Genomic DNA, 19,606 nt, shown 5'->3' with positions numbered 1-19,606 from the left:
AGGCAAGCGGTCAGTCTTGATGACCTGGGGGCGAGGCCGCAAGGGCGTCACGTTGCCCGTGAGCAGCGAGCGGGGCGCTGGCTGCTTCAACCTTCCGGGGTGCGCGTGCTGGCGTCAGCGCGTCCCGTACAGAACCACGGTCTTGCCGCGGGCATGCAGGATGCCGTCGACCTGCAGCTTCTTCAGCACGCGGCCGGCCATTTCGCGCGAACAGCCCACCAGGCGGGCGATCTCCTGGCGGGAAACGCGCAACTGGGTGCCCTGCGGATGACTCATCGACTCCGGCTCCTTGGCCAGGTCGTGCAGGGTACGGATGATGCGGTCGGTCACATCCAGGAAGGCCAGGCGGCTGGCCTTGCGGCTGGTGTGCAGCAGGCGGCGCGAAATCTGTGAGCCGATGGCGTACAGCAGCTTCGGCGCGTCTACCGACAGCGGCCCCAGGAACAGCTGGTGCAGCCGCTCGTAGCTGATTTCGGCCAGCTCACACGGCGTTCGGGTGCGCAGGATGACTTCACGTTTTTCGGACTCGATGAATAGGCCCATTTCGCCGACGAACTCGCCAGAACCGAAGTAGCCCAACACAAGTTCGCGGTCGTCATCTTCCTCGGCGATGATGCTGACCGAGCCGCTGATCACGTAATACATGGTCCCGGCAGGGTCGCCCGGGCGGAACACGTCCGTCCGCGCGGGATAGCGCCGGCGGTGGCTGTGGGCCAGAAAACGGTCGATGGTGGCTATATCCAGAGCCAGCGGACTGGAGGCGAGTCGCACGTTGGACACTGTGTTGGCGTTCCCTGAGCTCATGATGGCGTTCACATAAAGAATGAACTTGCTTAACGGGCAAGCTTAACGAGGCCAATCATAAGCGGCAAACCCGGTTGACGGGGGACACGTTTCACAGGGGGGCACTTTGCCCCATACTTCCCCCTTTCCCACCATCTACAGGATCGACCGCCGTGGTCAAGCCGTTGCCTCGCCTGAGGTTGCAAGGATTCAACAACCTCACCAAGGCCTTGAGCTTCAACATCTATGACGTCTGCTATGCGCGTACAGAAGAAGAGCGCCAGCGTTATATCGAGTACATCGACGAAGAGTACAACGCCGATCGTCTCACGCAGATTCTCACTGATGTGGCCGAGATCATCGGCGCCAACATCCTGAACATCGCGCGTCAGGACTACGATCCCCAGGGTGCCTCGGTCACAATTCTCATTTCCGAGGAGCCGGTGATCGACAAGAAGGCTGCGGGCAAGGAGTTGATCTCCGATGCCGTGGTCGCCCACATGGACAAGTCGCACATCACGGTGCACACCTACCCGGAGACCCATCCGCAGGAAGGTATTGCAACGTTCCGTGCCGACATCGACGTGGCCACCTGTGGCGTCATTTCGCCGCTGAAGGCGCTGAACTACCTGATCGAGAGTCTGGAATCGGACATCGTGATCATGGACTACCGCGTGCGTGGCTTTACCCGTGATGTGAAGGGCAAGAAGCATTACATCGATCACAAGATCAACTCGATCCAGAACTTCCTGGCCAAGAACATCAAGTCGCGTTACGAGATGTTCGACGTCAACGTCTATCAGGAAAACATCTTCCACACGAAGATGCACCTGAAGGACTTCGACCTGGACCAGTACCTGTTTGAAGAGAAGGCCAAGAACCTTTCCTTCAAGGAGCGTATGAAGATCGAGGCGCTGCTGCGCCGTGAGATTGAAGAGCTGTTCCACGGCCGCAACCTGGCCGAGTAAGCATCAGCACGGTGGCGGGCCCTGGCCCGCTGCCGTGACAACAGGCGGGACGGCCCGCCCTGCATGCAACGCAGACGTTTGCCGACGGCGGCCCGGTGGAGACATCGGGCCGTCGTCTTTTTTTGGGTTGTAGAGGACGTACGGCAATGCCTTGGATCTACCTGCTGCTGGCAGGCGTGTTTGAAATTGGTTTCGCGTTGGGCCTGAAGTACAGCGAGGGTTTCACCCGCCTGTGGCCCAGTGTGATCACGGTGGTATTTGCCGCCATCAGTCTGTGGTTGCTGACCCAGGCGCTGCGCACTATTCCGGTGGGCACCGGTTATGCGGTGTGGACCGGCATCGGCGCAGTGGGCGTGGCAATCGCCGGTGTGTTTCTATTCGGCGACAGCGCCTCCTGGCCGCGACTGCTGTGCATCGGGCTGATTGTGGCCGGCGTGATGGGCCTGAAGCTGGTCAGCTGACCCGCAGTCCGGCCGTTGCCGAGCGATGCTCGGCAGCGGCTTCAACGATAACGCCTCGGCGGAGCCGGGCTCCGCCTTCTCAGATCCGATAGGCGATGGTCTTCATCGCCTTGGACGCCAGTGCCATCACCGATGGAATCGGGAAGGGCAGCTTGCGTGCGCCCGCATGTTCGGCGTGATCGGCGTGGCGGGCCTCGTCGACCTTCATCACCTTGAGGATCTCGCGGCTGCGCTGGTCGGCTGGCGGCAGAGTTTCCAGGTGTTCGTCCAGGTGAGCCTCCACCTGACGCTCCGTCTCCACCACGAAGCCCAGGTTCCAGCCATCCCCGCGCAGGCCGGCGAGGGTGCCGATGGTGTAGCTGCCGGCGTACCACAGGGGATTGAACAGGCTGGGGCGACTGCCCAGTTCGCGCAGGCGGTCGGCGCACCAGCTCAGGTGGTCGGTTTCCTCCTGCGCGGCTGCCAGCAGGTGCTCGCGGGTGGCCGGGTCGCGGGCCACTGCGGCCTGCCCGAAGTACAGCCCTTGCGCGCAGACCTCACCAACGTGATTGATGCGCATCAGCCCGGCGGCATGCCGGGTTTCCGTCGGCTCCAGCACGACTTCCGGTGTGTCGCCGGCGGGATTGGGGCGGGCGGCTGCGGGATTGCCGAAAACGGTGTCCAACGCACGCTGCGCCTCGGTGAGCAGGTGGTCCAGCGGGGTCTGTACGCGAGCGGTGGTCATGGCGGCAGCAGGGAGTGGGGTGTCCGGATTCTCGCCGCTGGCCCCCGGCCTGCCAAGGCCACCCATTCATGAAGGAGGAGGGCGAGTTGCGCCGACGCTGCTCGCCAAGTACAATTCCGCGCTTCTGTTTCACCTTCACAACGCGTGGCAGAGTTCCGGCAGTCCACCGCCGCAATGAGCCCGACCTACTAGAGTTCTTTATGAGCACTTTCACTGCAAAGAACGAGACCGTCCAGCGCGACTGGTACCTCGTTGACGCCGCCGGCAAGACGCTGGGCCGTCTGTCCACCGAGCTGGCTCGCCGCCTGCGTGGCAAGCACAAGCCGGTCTACACCCCGCATGTTGACACCGGTGATTACCTGGTCGTCATCAATGCCGACAAGATCACTGTTACCGGCAAGAAGCTGAAGGACAAGAAGTACCATCGCTTCACCGGCTACATCGGCAACCTGAAGACTGAGTCTCTGGAGCAGGCGCTTGAGCGTCACCCGGAGCGCGTGATCGAGATCGCCGTCAAGGGCATGCTGCCGAAGGGCCCGCTGGGCCGTCAGATGTACCGCAAGCTCAAGGTCTACGCCGGCACTGAGCATCCGCACGCCGCACAGCAGCCGCAGGTTCTGGATATCTAATCATGGCTATCACTCAAAACTACGGCACTGGCCGCCGCAAGTCCTCCACCGCTCGCGTGTTCCTGCGCAAGGGCGCCGGCAACATCACCGTCAATGGCCGTCCGCTGGACGAGTTCTTTGGCCGTGAGACCGCGCGCATGATCGTGCGTCAGCCGCTGGAACTGACCAAGAACACCGAAACCTTCGACATCCTGGTCACCGCCGCTGGCGGCGGCACCACCGGCCAGGCCGGTGCGATCCGTCTGGGTATCGCGCGTGCGCTGGTTGAATACGACGAAACCCTGAAGTCCGAGCTGCGCAAGGCTGGCTTCATGACCCGTGACGCCCGTGAAGTCGAGCGTAAGAAGGTCGGCCTGCACAAGGCACGTCGCGCCACCCAGTTCTCCAAGCGCTGATCCATCGCGTCTGGCGTGGGATTCTTCGGAATCCCGCTGGGAGGAAAGCAAAAGCCCGGCTTCGGCCGGGCTTTTGTCGTTTCCGGGTGTTGGAGTGTGGTGCTGGGTGGATTTCGGGTGTGGCTTGGCATGTTGTATCGACTTGTCTCGATCTCGCTGCGCGGTACTTCGCGTTGTCCTGTCTCATGTCGGTATTCATGACGTTGATTGCTGGCTCGCGTGATCGTGGTGTGGTTGCAGATGCCGGAGTTCATCAATGCTGTGTGGATGGCAGTTTCCGCTGACCACTGCCGGGGGGATGCATCGCCACGATCACGGTGGTTGTGGAATCGTGTGGAGGTCGTGGTCCCGCCAATAGGGGTCGCTCCGGTATTTGTCTTGCTTCTGTTGCGGTGACACAGGAGCTGAAAAGCCAGAGCGCGACTCCCGCCTGCGTGGGAGTGGCGACGAGAGGCGGTGGCGAGGGCAGTCGGATTGTGGCGGGCGGGTCCGGTCAAGCAGCCCGGAGGTGCTCTGCCTTGCGGCGCGTGAATCGCCTGGGATGAGGCAAAAGAAAAGGCCCGATCTTTCGATCGGGCCTTTCTATGTTTGGCTGCCCCGGATGGATTCGAACCACCGAATGCCTGAGTCAGAGTCAGGTGCCTTACCGCTTGGCGACGGGGCAAAGTAGGCGATTATTATCGCATTTCCCTGAGTGGATGCCAATGTCTGGCAACCGTGGTGGCTATGGGTGGACTCGAACCACCGACCCCAGCATTATGAGTGCTGTGCTCTAACCGGCTGAGCTACATAGCCTCAGGGAGCCGGCAATTCTGGGGATTTGAAGAAGAACTGTCAATAGTTTTTTCTTTGCTTGTGGCCCGGGCAAGGCCATGGCAGAGTCCCTGACAGTAGAAATTTTAGGAGTCCGCATCGTGATCGATCCGGACGGCTATCGACCGAACGTCGGCATTGTGCTGATGCGGGAGGACGGGCAGGTGTTCTGGGCACGACGTGTGCGCCGGGATGGCTGGCAGTTCCCGCAAGGCGGAATGAACACCGACGAGACGCCTGTCGAGGCCATGTACCGCGAGCTGCAGGAAGAAACCGGCCTGCTGCCCGAACACGTCGAAGTCCTAGGGGCGACCCCTGGCTGGCTTCGCTATCGGCTGCCCAGCAGGGCGATCCGCCGCAATGAGCGTCAGGTCTGCATCGGCCAGAAGCAGGTCTGGTTCCTGCTGCGCCTTACCGGTGACGAAGCCCATGTCCGCCTGGATCTTACCGAGACGCCAGAGTTTGATAGCTGGCGTTGGGTGGATTTCTGGTACCCGGTAGAGCATGTGGTGATGTTCAAGCGCGGGGTTTACGCACGCGCATTGAGGCATCTGGCACCGCTCGCACGCGGAATTGCCAGCGCGGATGTGCAGTCGATGCCGGCTGCCGCGCAGGAAGCCTGGTTGCCGGGCAACACCGCCGGGCATGACCGCCCACGCAAGCTGCAGCGGCGACAGGGTGGCTGGCGGAAGCAGAGTTAATAATGATTAACGCTCGAAATTGACAACCATTCGCATTTGCGTTTGAATGCCCTGCAGCCAACTCGGCTGCTTGAAGAGCACCGCACCGTGTACGTCTGTATCTGCAATGGGGTTACCGATCACCAGATCCGTGAAGCCGCGCTTGCCGGTTGTGACAGCGTGGCTGAGCTGACCATGCGCACCGGTTGTGGCTCCAATTGCGGGTCCTGCCTGGACATGGCAGCGGGCCTGCTGGACCAGGCGCGCGCCACCCGCGAGCTGCCGTTGCCTCTGTTGCGGGCCGCCTGAGCCTGCCTGCGCCGCGCCCAGCGGGTGCGGCGGCTAATGATCACGATTCGCGTTCCTTCATTGCCCGCCCGCAAGCGGTAAAGTGCGCCCGTTCCAATTGCGGGAGTGCGCACAATGAAAGGCGACGCCAAGGTCATCGAATTCCTCAACAAGGTCCTCTACAACGAGCTGACCGCGATCAACCAGTACTTCCTGCACGCCAAGATGCTGAAGAACTGGGGGCTGAAGGAATTGGCCGAACATGAGTACAAGGAATCCATCGACGAGATGAAGCACGCCGACGTGCTTTCAGATCGCATCCTGTTCCTTGAAGGCCTGCCGAACTTCCAGGCGCTGGGCAAGCTGCGCATCGGCGAGAACCCCACCGAGATCCTCAAGTGCGATCTGGCGCTGGAGACCGAAGGGGTGACGGTGCTGCGTGATGCGGTGGCGTATGCCGAGTTGATCGGGGATTACGTCAGCCGCGAGCTGTTCGTGAAGATCCTCGACTCCGAGGAAGAACATATCGACTGGCTGGAAACCCAGCTGGATCTGATCGAGCGTATCGGCGAGCCGAACTATCTGCTCACCAAGATCGACGACTGATCAGAAGTACGCCCGGCGCTGCTGCCGCATGTCCCGCAGCGCGGACTGAAATCCGGAAGCCATTCGCGCAGGAGCCGCCGTGCAAACGACGGTTCCTGCGGCGTTTCCTGGTGTCGCAGACTGATCTGCGTCGCGTCGCGTCGCGTCGCTCGGCGACGGCCTCCGCCGCGTGTTGGCGAGACGGCCAGCGCTGCTGCTCAGCCTTGCGGGAGCTGTTCGCCGCGCATGTCGGCTTGATAGCCGAGCAGCACCTGACGCGCGCGGGAGAACTCGGCGATGACCTGCGCCACCATGCTTGCCGGCTGCGCCAGCGTGCCGGTGCGCACCGCGTGCTCCAGCTGCCTGGCTGCTTCGGACAACGCCAGTGCGCCGACATTGGCGCTGGATGACTTGAGGCTGTGCGCTATTTCGCCCAGGCGACGCGGGTCGCTGTTGGCGGTCGCTGCCTGCAGCTGCTGCAACAGGATCGGTGTTTCATCGAGGAACAACTTGATGATCGTGTGCGTATCGTCACCGGCGATCTCCACCAGCTCGTCCAGCACCGTGCGTTCAAGCGTCGGGGCAGTGATGGCAGCAGGTGCTGCCGGAGCGCCGCTGGCAGCGCGTGCGTGGTCAAGGGGAGTGCTCATGGTGGCTACCGTGGGGCTGACAGGCGTTGCAGGTTTGAAAGCCTGCAGACAGGTCTGCAGCTGGCTGCGGGAAATGGGTTTGGAAAGATACTCGTCCATGCCGCTGTCCAGGCAGCGTTGGCGGTCGCCGGCCATGGCATTGGCGGTCATGGCGATGATCGGCAGGCGCGGGCTGCCGCTGTCAGCTTCGTGCTGACGCCAGCGCTGGGTAGCAGCATAGCCGTCGAGCACCGGCATCTGGCAATCCATCAGCACCGCGTCGTAGCGATGCTTGTGCATTTTTTCCAGTGCGATGGCGCCGTTCTCGGCGCGGTCCGGGTTGCAGCCGATGGCGCCGAGCAGCTTCTGCGCGACCAGCAGATTGATCGGGTTGTCTTCCACCACCAGCACCGACATGCCGGTCAGGTCGGCGTCGCCGGGTTTGTCGGTGAGATGGGGGGCATTGGCAGCCTCGACTGCTGCCGGCGATGCCTGGGGAGCCGAGGGCCCGCGGTTGGCGGTCAGGGCATTGCGCAGTTCGCTGTCCGGCAACTGGCGTGGCAACAGGGTGGCGTTCTCGCGCAACACATCGGGAACGGATGCGTCGCCATACAGCCACAGCATGCGCGGCATGTCGTCGTCCATGCGGTTGATGGCGCGCTGCAGTGCCGCGGCGCCGTGGCGCAGCGATCCAAGGTCGCCAATGACAGCGTGCCAGCCGCCGGACAGTGACGGATTGCGCAGGCGCTCAAGCGCCTCCTGCAGGTTGTTGGCGACGCGCGGCTGGTAGCCCCAGGTGGGCAGCACCAGCTCCAGGCGTTGTCGCAGGCGTGGTTCGGGCGTGACCAGCAGTACCTGGCGGGCGTTGCGCAGGTGCTCGGGGCGGTGCAGGTCGCCGATGACCTTCAACAACGGAATCTCGAACCAGAACGTCGAGCCGCGCCCCGGATGCGACTGCACACCGATGCTGCCGCGCATCAGCTCGATGATGCGCTTGCAGATGGCCAGGCCGAGACCGGTGCCGCCGTACAGACGGGTGGTGGAGGCGTCGGCCTGGGTGAAGGATTCGAACACCCGTTCGCCCTGGCTGCCATCCAGGCCGATGCCGGTGTCGCGCACTTCGAAGCGCAGGTGATGCTGCGCCGGTGTTTCGCCCAGCCGCTTGACCCGCACCTGGATGCTGCCGCGCTCGGTGAACTTGATGGCATTGACCAGCAGGTTGCCCAGCACCTGGCGCAGGCGCACCGGGTCGCCGCGCACCGACAGGCGCACGGAAGGGTCGATATGCAGCGAAATGTGCAGGCCCTTGTGCTCGGCGGAGCGCTGCATCAACAGCAACATGCCATCCAGCGTTTCGCGCAGATTGAAGGTGGTGACTTCCAGTTCCAGCCGGTTGGCTTCCAGCTTGGAGTAATCGAGGATGTCATCGACGATGCGGAACAGCTGGCGCGAGCTCTCGGTGGCGGTGGACAGCATGCTGCGCTGTTCCATATCCAGCGGTCCCTGGGCGACCAGCTCCAGCATCGGCAGGATGCCGTTGAGCGGAGTGCGGATCTCATGGCTCATGGTGGCCAGGAACTCGCCCTTGGCCAGCGTGGCGGCTTCGGCAACCTGTTTGGCCTGCAGCAGTTGTTGTTCCAGCCTGCTGTGGCCGACCTCGGCCTGACGCAGCTGCTTGCACTGCAGTTGCAGCTCTTCGCTGTGCAGCTGCAGGGCATGGCTGCGGCGGCGCTCAGCGCTGGCACGCCACGCGGCAAGCAGTGCGGCAAGCACGCTGGCCGAACCGGCAATGGTGCTGGCGACGGCTGGCAGCTGGGGCAGGAACGGCACAGCAACCGCCGTTGCGCCGCACGCTGCCGCCACCAGGGCCCAGTTCCGCGTCCCCCCCGAGACGCTCACTTCAGAGCACCGCGTTCTGGAAGTCGAAATTCAGTTCGTTGCCGGCCCGCTGCACGACGTTGCCCTGGATGAAATCCACACCGCCCATCCACATCGCCGCAGCCGCCTGCGGGTCTTCGATCTGCTGGCCGATGATCTGCAGGTTGGCCCGATGTGCGTGGTCGATGGCGTCGCGGAGTTCGTCGCGCAGCGTCTGGCTGGTGTGGCTGCCGGCATAGCGCGCGGCCATGCGGATGAAGCTCAGCGGCAGTTGGGTGAGCAGGGCATTGGCCTCGTCGCCCGGCTCGAACTGGCTCAGGCAGAACTGCACACCGGCCGGCATCAACTGCGCGCAGAACTGCTGCAGGCTGACGGCATGCACCAGGGCATCGGACAGGCGTACGTCGATCACCAGACCGTTGCCGGCCACCTGGCGCTCCTGCAGTGCCTTGAGCAGCCATTGCGCATACGCGCTGCGCGAAAGCGTGCGCAGCGACTGCGACACGAACAGGCGCAGCGGCGGTTGTGCGAACTGATACAGATGCAGCAGGCCCAGTGCATGCTCCACGACCTGCTGGTCCAGGTCGGCGATGCGGCCGGCTGCTTCGGCGGCCGGAATCACCTGCCCGGCGGAAAGCAGCGTGCCGTCGCTTTGGCGCAGCCGCAGCAGCACCTGGTATTGCGCGGTATCACCACCGGCAACGGCGACGATGGGCTGATACGCCAGCTCAAGCTGACCGTCCAGCAGGGCCAGGTGTTCGTCGTTGAGCGCGGCTTCTTCCGGCGTATATGCAGTGACGCCGTTGTTGCTCAGGCGTGCCTGCAGCGCGGTACGTTCCACCGCTTCCAGTGCGTTGTCCGCGTCGCTGAAACTGCCCGGCAGCGGTGCATGGCCGACGGCGCAACGCAGGAAGACCGATTCATCCTCGCGCGCAGCAAACGGCTGCGCCGACAGGCGCTCGCGGATGCGCTGGGCCAGCGGCTCGACCGCATCGGGCGCAATGCCCCGGGCCAGCAACAGGAAGCTGTTGTCGTTCAGGCGCGCCAGCAGGTGCGGCTCCAGGTTGTCGGCCAGGCGCTGTCCCGCCTGCACCATCAAACGCTCGAAGCTGGCGTAACCGTAGCGTTCACGCAGGCCCAGGGCGCTGGCGATCTCGATGAACATCAGCCCGCCGGGCTGCGGCCCGGTGAGGGTCGCCTGCAGTTGCCGCATCACGTTGTGGCGCGTGGGCAACCCGGTTTCCGGGTTGTTCAACATCGGCCCGTTGTCGATCTTGCCCTGTGCCTGCAGACGGTTGCGCCGGATGCGGTTGGCGACGGCGGCGACCAGATGGCGCGGCCGGATGGGTTTGACCAGTACGTCGTCGGCGCCGCAATCGAGCACTTCAAACTGCCGGTCCGGATCGGCCTCACCGGTGAGGAACACGATGGGCAGCAGTTGCTGATGCGGCTGCTGGCGGATCATCGCGGTCAGGCGCATGCCGTCCAGCCCGGGCATGTGCAGATCCATCAGGATCAGGTCCGGACGATGGGCGCTGATGGCCTGCTGCACGCCTTCGGCCTCCATCTGCACAAACGCCTGCATGCCGGCACCGTGCAGCACGCTCTGTGCGAACAGGGCCTGTGAGCGGTTGTCTTCGACGATCAACACGCGGTACGGCGTGTCGTCGGCGACCGACGGTGCGGCATCGGACGGTGCGCCCGTGCTGGCGGTCTTGAGCTGGGCCTGGACGACCTCGGCCGGCGGCGCATTGCGCACGCTCCAGCGCTGCCAGTAATCGGCAGGCGGGGTTTCCGCGCGGATCGGGCGGGCGCTGGGGTTGAGGGTGTCGGTGCTGGCCATCGGTACTCCCGGTTGACCGGGGATTATGCGTTCAAGGAGCGGGCGGGAGCGAATGGTCGCCGCCGCCCGTGAGCGTGGTTGCGGGGGATGTGGGTGCTGCAAAAAGACGTTTTATGCCGCGCCACAGCGTGCGCCACACCAGCCAGACCACCAGCGCGCCGATGATGCTGGTGCCCAGTACCAGAATAAGCGCCAGCCACGGGTGGGCCAGTGCCAACGCCAGGCCGCCCACCACCAGCCCGTCTTCGACGAGGGACGCCATCCAGTTGCTGGCCGGTTCCGGTGAGGTGTTGAGCAGTGCACGGGTTCCGGCCTTCAGGCCATGGCTTGCCAGCGCGACACCCGCGCCGGCCGCCAGCACCCCCGTGCTCAGTTGGCCGTCGGAGGAAAGCGTGGCCGCAGCGAGGAAGGCGCCGGCAGGCACGCGGGTGAGGGTCTGCAGCAGGTCCCAGATCGAATCCACGCCCGGAATCTTGTCGGCGAAGAATTCGGTGATCGCCAGCGCGCCCGAGGTGCCCAGCACCCACCACGACTCGGTGGCCTGCAGCGCTGGCGGCAGGTCGACCCAGCCCATCAGTCCGGCCACGCCCACGCCGAAGACGGTGAGGTAGACGCGGATGCCGGCCATCCAGGCCAACAGGATGCCGATGACGAAAACATGGGCTTCGGTCATGGGATTGGGCTCCGACGGGGGAACTGTGAGCAGGATCGCAACTATCGAGCATGGTTGCTGTGATTGCCAGATGTGATGACCCCGGAGCGCGGCCGGGGGATGGTCGTTTACACTGGCCCGTCGTTTCAGACGGAGCACAGGCACAGCCCTTGCCGGGCGATGCCGGAGCCTGCCATGACCCACCGATCTGCTTCACGTTTCCAAATCACGCCACGCGGCACCGGCGGTGCCCGCCCGGGCTGGGTGCCTGTCGCCCTCATCGCCGGGGCTTGGTTGTTGTCCCTGTTGCTGGTGGGCTGGCTGGCATCGCGCTATGCCTCGCCCGATGCCGGTGGGCTGCGCGAAAAACTGCGGCAGAGCGAGCAGCTGGTGGAACAGCAGCGCAGCCAGCTGGAAGAGCAACGCCAGCGGCAGGCCACGCTGGAGGCATCTGACAGGATCAGCCGTGCGGCCAACACCGAAGTGCAGGCCTCGCTGGCCGAGCGCGATGAGGAAATCGCCGGGTTGCGTGCCGATGTGGCGTTCTATGAACGTCTGGTGGGCTCGACCAGTCAGCGCAAGGGGCTGAATACGCATTCGGTGGAGTTCTCGCCCGAAGCCGCCGGTACCTGGCATTACAGCGTGGTGCTCACCCAGAACCTGAATCGCGGCGCCATCAGCCAAGGGCAGATGCGCTTCTCGGTCGAGGGCGTGAAAGACGGCAAGCTGACCACGGTCAGCTGGGATGACCTTCACCAGCGCAAATCGGTGCCGGGGCAGGAATATTCGTTCCGATATTTCCAGCAACTGGACGGTAGCGTGATGTTGCCCAGGGATTTCACACCGCAACGTGTGCGAGTCTCCCTGTCCGGGCCTGGGGGGGGCGCGACTCAGACATTTGATTGGAAACTCGCCGGCAACGGCAGAGGGGAGTAGGCATGTTCAAAAGTAAGTCCAAGAGCAGCGGCGAGCTGTCCGTGGATGCCCTGATCGGGTCCCAGGTCGAGATCCGTGGCGACGTGGTGTTCAGCGGTGGCCTGTATGTGGAAGGCCGCATCCTCGGCAAGGTCGTGGCCGCCGAAGGCAGCGAGGCAATGCTGACGCTGGCCGAGCAAGGCCACATCGAGGGCGAGATCCGCGCTGCTGTGGTGGTGCTCAGCGGCCGCATGGATGGCGATGTACACGCTACCGAGCGGGTCGAATTGACCCCGAGTGCACGGGTAAACGGCAACGTTCACTACCAGGTCGTGGAAATGAACGCCGGTGCACAGCTCAATGGCCGCCTGGTGCATACCGCCACCATGGCCGCCCTGCCAGCACCGGACGACAAGGCAACAGATCGGAAATCCAGGAAAGCTGAAGCCGCCGAAGCTTGAAACAGCCTCGGCACGCCCCCATGCTGAGCGCATGAGCACGCTAGTTTCCCTGCCCGGCGCAAAGCCGGCGCCTGATTACCAGTCCCTGGACCGGCCGTTGAACTTCACGGCGGCAGCAGCGGCCAAGGTGCATGAGCTGATCCAGGACGAAGGCAACGACGCCCTGGCATTGCGTGTGTACATCCAGGGCGGCGGCTGTTCGGGCTTCCAGTACGGTTTCGAGTTCGATGAAAACCGCGCTGACGATGATCTGGCCGTGGTCACCAATGAGGTGACCCTGCTGGTGGATCCGTTGAGCCTGCAGTACCTGATGGGGGCCGAGGTGGATTACAGCGAAAGCCTGACCGGGGCGCAGTTCGTGATCCGCAACCCCAATGCCCGTACCACCTGCGGTTGCGGCAGCAGCTTCTCGGTCTGATTCCTGTTTCGTACCAACGCGTTCTACATGCAAGCCAATCTCGAAGAACAGTTCCACGCTGCCATGCTGGGCATCCATGAGCAGGCCGCACGACTCAAGCCGCCGTACCGGGCCACGCGATTCCGGCAGCTGGTCCTGAGCAGTGGTGGCAAAGCGGCCGCTGACCAACTGTTGGCGGCGCCCAACGTGTCCGACGGTTTCACCGAGCTGTTCCTGCGCGGTCGCGAGCAACTCAAGCTCAGCGTCGAGTACCTGGTGCTGCAGGAACCGTGGTGTCCGTTGTTCAGCGACGAGCAGCTGGCCGTGGCGCGCAGGCGGCTTCACGACATGGGTGTCGAGCTTCCCGAAAGCGCAGCCTGAGCATCCACTGCCGGTTGCGTCATTGATGGGTGGCCTTCCGCGCTTGCGATGGACACGCTTTGGCGGCAGGCTCTGACGGATGTCCAATCCTGATCGTTCTTTCTCCGGATACTCCTTCGCCGGCGCGGCACTGAACCGGGCTGACGCGTTGCGTGACGACCCCGATGCCTTGAACCGGCTCTGGCCCGAGGCACAGGTGCTGGTGTTGGATGCTGACGGCACCGCGTTCGCCGATGCCCAGGGCCAGCCTTTCCTGATCCATGGTCGTGAACTGGGCGGTGGCCCGGGTGCGGCGGTGTTCCTGGGGCTGACGGCCGCTGGCCGCGGCTGGTTCGTGGCCGAGGCCAGCACTCTCACCGCACGCGCGCCGAACCGCATCGATCTGCGTCAGGCGGCAGCCACCTGGCCTGCTGAGGTGGCCGATGTGTTCTGTTATGCACGCGGTATGTCGTACTGGCATTCGCGCAACCGCTTCTGTGGCGTCTGCGGCGCGGCGGTGCGTTTTGGCCGGGCTGGCTTCATCGGCCATTGCGACCAGTGCGGCACCGAGCATTACCCGCGTGTCGATCCCGCGGTCATCGTTGCGGTGGAGAACAACAACCGGCTGCTGCTCGGCCGCCAGAGCAACTGGGTGGCGCGTCGTTACTCGGTGCTGGCCGGCTTCGTGGAGCCGGGCGAAACGTTCGAGCAGACCGTGGCCCGCGAGGTGTTCGAGGAGGCCAAGGTGCGGGTGACCGAGGCGCGCTACATGGGTACCCAGCCGTGGCCGTTCCCTGGAGCGTTGATGGTGGGCTTTTTTGCCATCGCCCAGGACGACACGCCGACGGTGAACGGTGAGCTGGAGGACGCGCGCTGGTTCAGCGTCGAAGAAGTGGGCGCTGCGATGCGCCGCGATGCCGACGACGATGGCCAGGGCATTCTGCTGCCACCGCGCATCTCCATCGCGCGGACCCTGATCAGCCACTGGTACCAGGGCAAGACGGCGTGACGATGCGCCACGACGGGCTTCCCCATGAAAGGCGTTGGCAGGGCCTACAATCGCAGGCCGGAGGAAACGCATGTTCACGACCTTGGTAGCAGTGATCGCGGCATTGGTGCTGGGCCATCTGGCCCCGGCGGCGATGGCGTCGCTGCGTGACTGGCGCTGGTACGGGCGTTGGCTGCAATGGTGGCAGGGCCACACCGGCGAGACCACGGGCAGCCGTTATGGGCTGGTCATGGCCATCGCCTTGTGCGTGCTGCTGGTGGCGCTGCTGCAATGGGCACTGGACGGACGCTTGTATGGCTTGCCGTCGTTGCTGTTCGGCATTGTCGTGTTGACCTTGTGCTGGGGGCCGCGTGACCTGGACCGCGATGTCGAGGCCGTGATCGATGCCGACGATGCGAGTGGTCGCGATGTCGCCATTTCCCACCTGCAGGCCGGCGGCGGCAGCATGCGTGAGGATGCGCCTTCGTTGGTCGAGGCGACGGCCGTGGATGCGTTGCGCCGCTGGTTCGCGCCGTTGTTCTGGTTCCTGCTGCTCGGGCCGTTTGGCGCCGTGCTCTACCGTTTGCTGGCGCAATCGCTGCAGGGCCCGCAATCGGCGCTGCTGTCCGATGCGGCGCGGCAGGGCGGTGCGGCCGCTCTGGCCTTGCTGGAATGGCCGGTGGCACAGCTGATGACGCTGTCGATGGCGCTGGTGGGCAATTTCGACACCGTGTTCTCCGCCTGGCGCGCTGCTGGCGGCAACCGTTTGGCCCTGGAGTTGGGCTTCCTCGCCCAGGCCGCACGCGCAAGTGTGGGTGCCGAGCTGGTGGAGGATGCCGACGAGGCTCGCCTGACCGGCATGGAGCCGGTGGACGAACGCTACCCCGAGCTGCGCGATGCGATGAGCCTGGTATGGCGGATGCTGCTGCTGTGGATGACGCTGCTGGCCCTGCTGGTGATAGCCGGCTGGGTGGGCTGAAACAGCTGCGGGAGCATCGGATGGTTGCGTAGGAGCGGCCTCGGCCGCGAAGCCATGGATGCACGGGCCGCTGCGCCGGAGGTCGGGGCTTTATGCCGCTCCAACGAGGAGCGAGGGCCTCAGCTCAACCCGGCGCGAGCAGGGTGAAGGGGAACCACGGCAGGTTGCGGGCGATCCAGTAGCTGGGCAACAGCACCAGCCAGAGTTTGGGCTCCATCACCCAGCGCATCAGCGGCTGCAACCAACGGGGCTGCCAACCTGCCGACCACAGCGTCATCAGCGGGATCAGCCCCAGGACGATCAGGCCCAGCGGGTTCATCGACAGTGCGCCGAGCACGTCACCGTGAACCAGCGCATGCAGGGCGCGGGTGAGCCCGCAGCCGATGCAGTAATGGCCGGTGATGGCGTAGAACATGCACGGCGGGAACGGATTGCCGGCGACGTTGGGATCAAACTTCCACAGCAATGCCACGCCGGCCGGGATGGCGACTGCCATCCCGGCCATTGCAAGCTTGTGGTTCGTTTTGAGCGTGAGCGCCAAGGTCTTACTGGTACTGCTGCAGCATTTCCATGTAGCCGGCGCTGCCAACCGTGGCGAAGTAGATGGCATTGATGATCAGGCCGAGGATGGCCAGACCGGTTGCCACCCAGCACCAGATCTTGGCGTTGTTGGAAGCACGGCGGGCGCCTTCGATATCACCCTGTGCCAACAGCGAATTCACCTTGCTGGAGAACACGATGGCGACGATGCCGACCAGACCCAGCGGGCAGCACAGGCAGGTGGCAAGAACGGTGGCGATGATCGACCACGCCAGGTGGTTGGGGATGCTGCTGGTGGGGTTGATGGTGTTCATCCATTTCTCCGGTTGATTTGCGAAACAGTCAGCGCGACTTGCAGGCATTTGCCGCGGTAAGCGGCGAAATGATCATGGCGGCCACCCAGCACAGCGGCCAGGTGATGAAGCCGATGAAGACAAAGCACAGCAGGATGTTGACGAACGTCAACGCCCAGTAGCCAAACATGAAGATCAGGCCGGTGCCGACATTGCCGGCGTACATGTGGCCGATGCCGAAGACCTGGAACAGGCCCGGAATCACTTCCAGCAGGGCGGCCACGCCGCCGGACTTCTCCGGATGGTGATAGTGGTGCACCACCTGCGGTGCGGCCGGCGCGTTGAAGGCAGGCGGCGACGGTGGTGCGGGTGGCGGCGGTGGCGTTGAACTATCCATGTACTCCCCAGAGGTTGGTGGCGTGCCGCCCGCTTCCCCGGCGACACGCAATGGACGGTAGCCTAGCTACTTGTCCTACTTCTGGAAAGCGTAAATCCCTACGCTTGATCGCCACGCAGTGCTCGCACCAGCGTTTCCAGCTGGGCGGCATCGGTGCTGGCGCCATCCACGGCGGGTGCTGCGACCACCTCGACATGCGCGCGGAAACGACGTGGTACCCGCATCCGTCCCAGCCGTGTATCGCGTCGGCTCCACATGCTCGACCACATGCCCTTGAGCGCCATCGGCACCACCGGCACCGGGCGCCGGGCCAGGATTTTCTCCACGCCGGACTTGAAGGTGGCCATCTCGCCGTCCTTGGTCAGCGCGCCCTCCGGGAAAATGCAGACCAGCTCACCCTCGGCCAATGCCGCATCCACCTCATCGAAGGCGCGCTGCATCAAGGCCGCGTTCTCCTTGGGGCTGGCGATGGGGATGGCCTTGGCGGTGGTGAAGATCCAGCGCATCACCGGGATGTTGAAGATCTTGTAATACATGACGAAGCGCACCGGGCGCGGGATCGTCGCCGACAGGATCAGCGCATCCATGTAGCTGACATGGTTGCACACGATCAGCGCGGCGCCTTCGTCGGGCACGTTGGCTTCCACGCCATGGACCCGCAGCCGGTACAAGGTGCGCACCATCACCCAGCTGAGGAAGCGCATCAGGAATTCGGGAACGATGCTGAAGATGTAGACCGCCACCAGCACATTGCCGATGGCCAATGCCAGGAACAGCTGCGGCACGCTCCAGCCGAGCAGGTTCTGGGTCAGCAGGCCCAGCACCGCGGCCAGCACGATGAAGCCGGAGTTCTGGATGTTGAGCGCGGCGAACACGCGCGACATCTCCGACTTGTCGGTGCGGCTCTGGATCAGCGCGAACAACGGCACCACGAAAAAGCCGGTGAACAGGCCGATACCGAGCAGGTCGATGACGATGCGCCAGCTGCCTGGTTGCTGCAGGAAGCTGAAACCATTCAAGTCACTGATCGTCACCGTGCCGGTGCGGGCGAAATACAGATCCAGCAGGAACGCGCTCATGCCGAATGCGCCCAGCGGCACCAGGCCGATCTCGACAATGCGCCCGGACAGCTTTTCGCACAGCAGCGAACCCACCCCGGTACCCAGCGAGAACAGCGCCAGCGCGAAGATGTACAGCGTCTCGTCGCCTCCCAGGTTGACCACCGCATAGGTCGGCAGCTGCGAGGTCAGCACGGTGCCGAAGAACCAGAACCAGGACACGCCGAGAATGGCGTTGCGCACGGCCTTGTGCTTCTTGGCCATGCGCAGCACCGCCAGCGATTCGGTCAGCGGGTTCCAGTTGATTTTCAGTGCGGGCGCGCCTGCATCCACGCGCGGGATCATGCGTGCGGTGATGTTGCCGAACAGCGCCAGCGCGATGATCGCCACTGCCGCGACCATGGGCCCGTGGCTGCCGGCCAGGGCGAAGATCATGCCGCCGGCGATCATGCCGGTGAGGATGGAAATGGATGTGCCCATCTCGACCAGGCCGTTGCCACCGGTCAGTTCCTCCGGCTTGAGGATCGAGGGCAGCACCGAGTACTTCACCGGGCCGAACAAGGTGGACTGCAGGCCGGTGCAGAACAGTGCGATCAGCAGCACCGGCATGTTCTGGGTGAGGAAGCCGATCGCGGCCAGCGACATGATCACGATTTCCATCGCGGTGGTGATCACGATCAGCCGCTGCTTCTCCAGCTTCTCGGCGATCTGCCCGGCCAGGGCGGAGAACAGGAAGTACGGCAGGATGAACAATGCCGGCGCCAGGTTGGTGTACAGCGTGCGCTCTTCGTCGCTGACGCCCAGATAGAACAGCAGGCCGATGATCGCCTGCCGATAGATGTTGTCGTTGAACGCGCCCAATGCCTGGACGATGAAGAACGGGAGGAAGCGCCGTTGCTTGAGCAGCGCGAATTGATTGTGGCCTGACATCGTGTCTCCTCGGTTCTGCGCGGCACCTTAGCAGACCGCGATCACGCTGCCAGCGGGGGCAGCAGCGCGAGCAGGGCGCGCGCGGCGGGGGTGGGATCGGCCCGCCATACCGCACAGGTACGGAAGTAAAAGGTTTCGGCCAGGGGCCGCACGCTCACGCCTTCCATGCGTTCGGCCATGCTGGCTGGCACTACCGCAACCGCCAGGCCGGCAGCCACCAGTTGCCGCTGGATTTCGCTGTGGGTGACTTCGTACTGCAGCTGTGGGCGGATACCACGGCCGACCAGCGCATCATCGACCATGCGGCGCACACCGGCACCGGCGACCAGTGCCGCCAGCGGGATTCCATCCAGGGCCTCCAGCGGAATGGTCCTGCGCGTGGTCAGTGCGTGATCCGGTGGCATTACCAGCGACAGGCCTTCCTCATGCAGCAACCGATGTTGTGGTGGCAGCGCCAGCTGCGGACCGACGCCGATCAGGGCGATGTCCAGTCGCCCCTCGTCCAGGTCAGCCAGCAGTGCTTCGCTCATGCCCACCCGCAGGTGCACGTCGACAGCGGGATGGGCGGCACGGAAAGTCGCCAGCAGCGCCGGCACATCGACCACGTTGAGCGAGGTGATCTGGCCGATGTTGATGCGGCCACGCACGGTGCCCAGTGCCAGTGCCATTTCCTCCTGCAGGCGGGCGGCCGCCTGCAGGGTAAGTCGGGCATTGCGTAGGAATACCTCGCCAGCGGCGGTAGCCCGCACCCGCCGAGGTCCACGCTCGAACAGGCGGGCCCCAAAGGCGTCCTCCAGCCGGGCCACCTGATGGCTCAGCGCCGACTGCACGGTGTGGCAACGGGCGGCGGCGGCGGTGAAGCTGCCTTCTTCGGCCACGGCGACGACGAATTCAAGCTGGCGCAGGGTGAACATGCCATCACTGAAACAGATGGCATGGATGAAAACAATGCATTTGTGT

23 protein-coding genes and 2 tRNA genes are annotated in these 19,606 nt (G+C 64.2%); 13 read left to right on the top strand and 12 right to left on the bottom strand.

Features of this window, described 5'->3' with window-relative positions:
• Window positions 1-114 precede the first annotated feature (114 nt).
• Complete coding sequence (gene crp, locus ABB26_RS00235) at window positions 115-804, bottom strand: cAMP-activated global transcriptional regulator CRP (protein WP_057631588.1); 690 nt, start codon at window positions 802-804, stop codon at window positions 115-117.
• Between the two features lie 152 nt (window positions 805-956).
• Between crp and speD the strand changes: the two genes are divergently transcribed.
• Window positions 957-1,751 carry an adenosylmethionine decarboxylase gene (gene speD, locus ABB26_RS00230; RefSeq protein WP_057506052.1) on the top strand — a complete coding sequence of 265 codons (795 nt, stop codon included), beginning with the start codon at window positions 957-959 and terminating at the stop codon, window positions 1,749-1,751.
• A 146-nt stretch (window positions 1,752-1,897) separates the two neighbouring features.
• Window positions 1,898-2,212 carry a quaternary ammonium compound efflux SMR transporter SugE gene (gene sugE, locus ABB26_RS00225; protein ID WP_057631530.1) on the top strand — a complete coding sequence of 105 codons (315 nt, stop codon included), beginning with the start codon at window positions 1,898-1,900 and terminating at the stop codon, window positions 2,210-2,212.
• A 79-nt stretch (window positions 2,213-2,291) separates the two neighbouring features.
• Here sugE and coq7 read toward each other — a convergent pair whose 3' ends face one another.
• The gene (gene coq7, locus ABB26_RS00220) at window positions 2,292-2,936 is read right to left on the bottom strand and encodes a 2-polyprenyl-3-methyl-6-methoxy-1,4-benzoquinone monooxygenase (protein ID WP_057631528.1); all 645 of its coding nucleotides are present in this window, start codon (window positions 2,934-2,936) and stop codon (window positions 2,292-2,294) included.
• Between the two features lie 200 nt (window positions 2,937-3,136).
• Here coq7 and rplM point away from each other — a divergent pair, with 200 nt between their 5' ends.
• Both rplM and rpsI read left to right on the top strand, forming a co-directional pair.
• Window positions 3,137-3,565, top strand: coding sequence for a 50S ribosomal protein L13 (rplM, locus tag ABB26_RS00215; RefSeq protein ID WP_057626427.1), 429 nt, complete (start codon window positions 3,137-3,139; stop codon window positions 3,563-3,565).
• 2 nt (window positions 3,566-3,567) lie between these two features.
• Window positions 3,568-3,960, top strand: coding sequence for a 30S ribosomal protein S9 (gene rpsI, locus ABB26_RS00210; protein ID WP_057631526.1), 393 nt, complete (start codon window positions 3,568-3,570; stop codon window positions 3,958-3,960).
• A gap of 589 nt (window positions 3,961-4,549) precedes the next feature.
• Here rpsI and ABB26_RS00205 read toward each other — a convergent pair.
• Together ABB26_RS00205 and ABB26_RS00200 are read right to left on the bottom strand one after the other, a co-directional pair.
• A tRNA-Gln gene (locus tag ABB26_RS00205) sits at window positions 4,550-4,624 on the bottom strand.
• A gap of 54 nt (window positions 4,625-4,678) precedes the next feature.
• Window positions 4,679-4,755 (bottom strand) — tRNA-Met (locus tag ABB26_RS00200).
• Between the two features lie 119 nt (window positions 4,756-4,874).
• Between ABB26_RS00200 and ABB26_RS00195 the strand changes: the two genes are divergently transcribed.
• From ABB26_RS00195 to bfr, 3 genes are all read left to right on the top strand, one after another.
• Window positions 4,875-5,474 carry an RNA pyrophosphohydrolase gene (locus ABB26_RS00195; RefSeq protein WP_152982481.1) on the top strand — a complete coding sequence of 200 codons (600 nt, stop codon included), beginning with the start codon at window positions 4,875-4,877 and terminating at the stop codon, window positions 5,472-5,474.
• An 87-nt stretch (window positions 5,475-5,561) separates the two neighbouring features.
• A complete protein-coding gene (locus ABB26_RS00190; RefSeq protein WP_057631586.1) occupies window positions 5,562-5,762 on the top strand; it encodes a (2Fe-2S)-binding protein in 201 nt (66 codons plus the stop codon).
• Between the two features lie 114 nt (window positions 5,763-5,876).
• Window positions 5,877-6,347 (top strand): bacterioferritin, encoded by a 471-nt coding sequence (gene bfr, locus ABB26_RS00185; protein WP_057631524.1) that lies wholly within the window; start codon window positions 5,877-5,879, stop codon window positions 6,345-6,347.
• Between the two features lie 197 nt (window positions 6,348-6,544).
• Here bfr and ABB26_RS00180 read toward each other — a convergent pair whose 3' ends face one another.
• From ABB26_RS00180 to ABB26_RS00170, 3 genes are all read right to left on the bottom strand, one after another.
• Entirely contained in the window at window positions 6,545-8,785 is a 2,241-nt protein-coding gene (locus ABB26_RS00180) for an ATP-binding protein (protein ID WP_245626097.1), read from the bottom strand.
• A gap of 70 nt (window positions 8,786-8,855) precedes the next feature.
• Window positions 8,856-10,676 carry an EAL domain-containing protein gene (locus ABB26_RS00175; protein WP_057631519.1) on the bottom strand — a complete coding sequence of 607 codons (1,821 nt, stop codon included), beginning with the start codon at window positions 10,674-10,676 and terminating at the stop codon, window positions 8,856-8,858.
• Window positions 10,677-10,707: 31 nt separating this feature from the next.
• Window positions 10,708-11,349, bottom strand: coding sequence for a DUF4126 domain-containing protein (locus tag ABB26_RS00170; protein WP_057631517.1), 642 nt, complete (start codon window positions 11,347-11,349; stop codon window positions 10,708-10,710).
• A 174-nt stretch (window positions 11,350-11,523) separates the two neighbouring features.
• Between ABB26_RS00170 and ABB26_RS00165 the strand changes: the two genes are divergently transcribed.
• The 6 genes from ABB26_RS00165 to ampE all read left to right on the top strand — a co-directional run bounded on the left by ABB26_RS00165 (window position 11,524) and on the right by ampE (window position 15,428).
• Window positions 11,524-12,264 (top strand): DUF6776 family protein, encoded by a 741-nt coding sequence (locus tag ABB26_RS00165; RefSeq protein WP_057631584.1) that lies wholly within the window; start codon window positions 11,524-11,526, stop codon window positions 12,262-12,264.
• Between the two features lie 2 nt (window positions 12,265-12,266).
• Entirely contained in the window at window positions 12,267-12,704 is a 438-nt protein-coding gene (locus tag ABB26_RS00160; RefSeq protein ID WP_057631515.1) for a bactofilin family protein, read from the top strand.
• A gap of 31 nt (window positions 12,705-12,735) precedes the next feature.
• Window positions 12,736-13,122, top strand: a complete 387-nt coding sequence (erpA, locus tag ABB26_RS00155; RefSeq protein WP_057631514.1) for an iron-sulfur cluster insertion protein ErpA — start codon at window positions 12,736-12,738, stop codon at window positions 13,120-13,122.
• Window positions 13,123-13,149: 27 nt separating this feature from the next.
• Complete coding sequence (locus ABB26_RS00150; RefSeq protein ID WP_057631512.1) at window positions 13,150-13,482, top strand: hypothetical protein; 333 nt, start codon at window positions 13,150-13,152, stop codon at window positions 13,480-13,482.
• 79 nt (window positions 13,483-13,561) lie between these two features.
• The gene (nudC, locus tag ABB26_RS00145; RefSeq protein WP_057631510.1) at window positions 13,562-14,470 is read left to right on the top strand and encodes an NAD(+) diphosphatase; all 909 of its coding nucleotides are present in this window, start codon (window positions 13,562-13,564) and stop codon (window positions 14,468-14,470) included.
• A 70-nt stretch (window positions 14,471-14,540) separates the two neighbouring features.
• On the top strand, window positions 14,541-15,428 hold the full coding sequence (ampE, locus tag ABB26_RS00140) for a regulatory signaling modulator protein AmpE (protein WP_057631509.1): 888 nt from the start codon (window positions 14,541-14,543) through the stop codon (window positions 15,426-15,428).
• A 124-nt stretch (window positions 15,429-15,552) separates the two neighbouring features.
• Here the strand turns inward: ampE and ABB26_RS00135 are convergent, their stop codons facing one another.
• The 5 genes from ABB26_RS00135 to ABB26_RS00115 form a co-directional block, all read right to left on the bottom strand.
• Window positions 15,553-15,933, bottom strand: a complete 381-nt coding sequence (locus ABB26_RS00135) for a DUF2752 domain-containing protein (RefSeq protein ID WP_057631507.1) — start codon at window positions 15,931-15,933, stop codon at window positions 15,553-15,555.
• A 40-nt stretch (window positions 15,934-15,973) separates the two neighbouring features.
• Window positions 15,974-16,282, bottom strand: coding sequence for a CD225/dispanin family protein (locus ABB26_RS00130; protein ID WP_057631505.1), 309 nt, complete (start codon window positions 16,280-16,282; stop codon window positions 15,974-15,976).
• Between the two features lie 28 nt (window positions 16,283-16,310).
• A complete protein-coding gene (locus ABB26_RS00125) occupies window positions 16,311-16,658 on the bottom strand; it encodes a hypothetical protein (RefSeq protein ID WP_057631503.1) in 348 nt (115 codons plus the stop codon).
• A 98-nt stretch (window positions 16,659-16,756) separates the two neighbouring features.
• Window positions 16,757-18,646, bottom strand: coding sequence for an MFS transporter (locus tag ABB26_RS00120; protein ID WP_057631502.1), 1,890 nt, complete (start codon window positions 18,644-18,646; stop codon window positions 16,757-16,759).
• Between the two features lie 41 nt (window positions 18,647-18,687).
• Entirely contained in the window at window positions 18,688-19,560 is an 873-nt protein-coding gene (locus ABB26_RS00115) for a LysR family transcriptional regulator (protein WP_057631500.1), read from the bottom strand.
• Between the last annotated feature and the right edge of the window lie 46 nt (window positions 19,561-19,606).

Origin of the sequence: Stenotrophomonas humi (genome assembly GCF_001431415.1) — a bacterium.
Taxonomy (GTDB): Bacteria; Pseudomonadota; Gammaproteobacteria; order Xanthomonadales; family Xanthomonadaceae; genus Stenotrophomonas; species Stenotrophomonas humi.
This window is presented reverse-complemented; position numbering and strand designations above follow the sequence as displayed.

Excerpts from the sequence above, each read along its gene's own strand:
- ABB26_RS00125 (WP_057631503.1), bottom strand. The coding sequence starts at position 16,658 with ATGGATAGTTCAACGCCACCGCCGCCACCCGCACCACCGTCGCCGCCT.
- rplM (WP_057626427.1), top strand. The coding sequence starts at position 3,137 with ATGAGCACTTTCACTGCAAAGAACGAGACCGTCCAGCGCGACTGGTAC.
- bfr (WP_057631524.1), top strand. The coding sequence starts at position 5,877 with ATGAAAGGCGACGCCAAGGTCATCGAATTCCTCAACAAGGTCCTCTAC.
- nudC (WP_057631510.1), top strand. The coding sequence starts at position 13,562 with ATGTCCAATCCTGATCGTTCTTTCTCCGGATACTCCTTCGCCGGCGCG.
- crp (WP_057631588.1), bottom strand. The coding sequence starts at position 804 with ATGAGCTCAGGGAACGCCAACACAGTGTCCAACGTGCGACTCGCCTCC.
- ABB26_RS00120 (WP_057631502.1), bottom strand. The coding sequence starts at position 18,646 with ATGTCAGGCCACAATCAATTCGCGCTGCTCAAGCAACGGCGCTTCCTC.
- erpA (WP_057631514.1), top strand. The coding sequence starts at position 12,736 with ATGAGCACGCTAGTTTCCCTGCCCGGCGCAAAGCCGGCGCCTGATTAC.
- ABB26_RS00130 (WP_057631505.1), bottom strand. The coding sequence starts at position 16,282 with ATGAACACCATCAACCCCACCAGCAGCATCCCCAACCACCTGGCGTGG.
- ABB26_RS00170 (WP_057631517.1), bottom strand. The coding sequence starts at position 11,349 with ATGACCGAAGCCCATGTTTTCGTCATCGGCATCCTGTTGGCCTGGATG.
- coq7 (WP_057631528.1), bottom strand. The coding sequence starts at position 2,936 with ATGACCACCGCTCGCGTACAGACCCCGCTGGACCACCTGCTCACCGAG.
- ABB26_RS00150 (WP_057631512.1), top strand. The coding sequence starts at position 13,150 with ATGCAAGCCAATCTCGAAGAACAGTTCCACGCTGCCATGCTGGGCATC.
- rpsI (WP_057631526.1), top strand. The coding sequence starts at position 3,568 with ATGGCTATCACTCAAAACTACGGCACTGGCCGCCGCAAGTCCTCCACC.
- ABB26_RS00160 (WP_057631515.1), top strand. The coding sequence starts at position 12,267 with ATGTTCAAAAGTAAGTCCAAGAGCAGCGGCGAGCTGTCCGTGGATGCC.
- ABB26_RS00135 (WP_057631507.1), bottom strand. The coding sequence starts at position 15,933 with ATGGCCGGGATGGCAGTCGCCATCCCGGCCGGCGTGGCATTGCTGTGG.
- ABB26_RS00165 (WP_057631584.1), top strand. The coding sequence starts at position 11,524 with ATGACCCACCGATCTGCTTCACGTTTCCAAATCACGCCACGCGGCACC.
- ampE (WP_057631509.1), top strand. The coding sequence starts at position 14,541 with ATGTTCACGACCTTGGTAGCAGTGATCGCGGCATTGGTGCTGGGCCAT.
- sugE (WP_057631530.1), top strand. The coding sequence starts at position 1,898 with ATGCCTTGGATCTACCTGCTGCTGGCAGGCGTGTTTGAAATTGGTTTC.
- ABB26_RS00175 (WP_057631519.1), bottom strand. The coding sequence starts at position 10,676 with ATGGCCAGCACCGACACCCTCAACCCCAGCGCCCGCCCGATCCGCGCG.
- ABB26_RS00115 (WP_057631500.1), bottom strand. The coding sequence starts at position 19,560 with ATGTTCACCCTGCGCCAGCTTGAATTCGTCGTCGCCGTGGCCGAAGAA.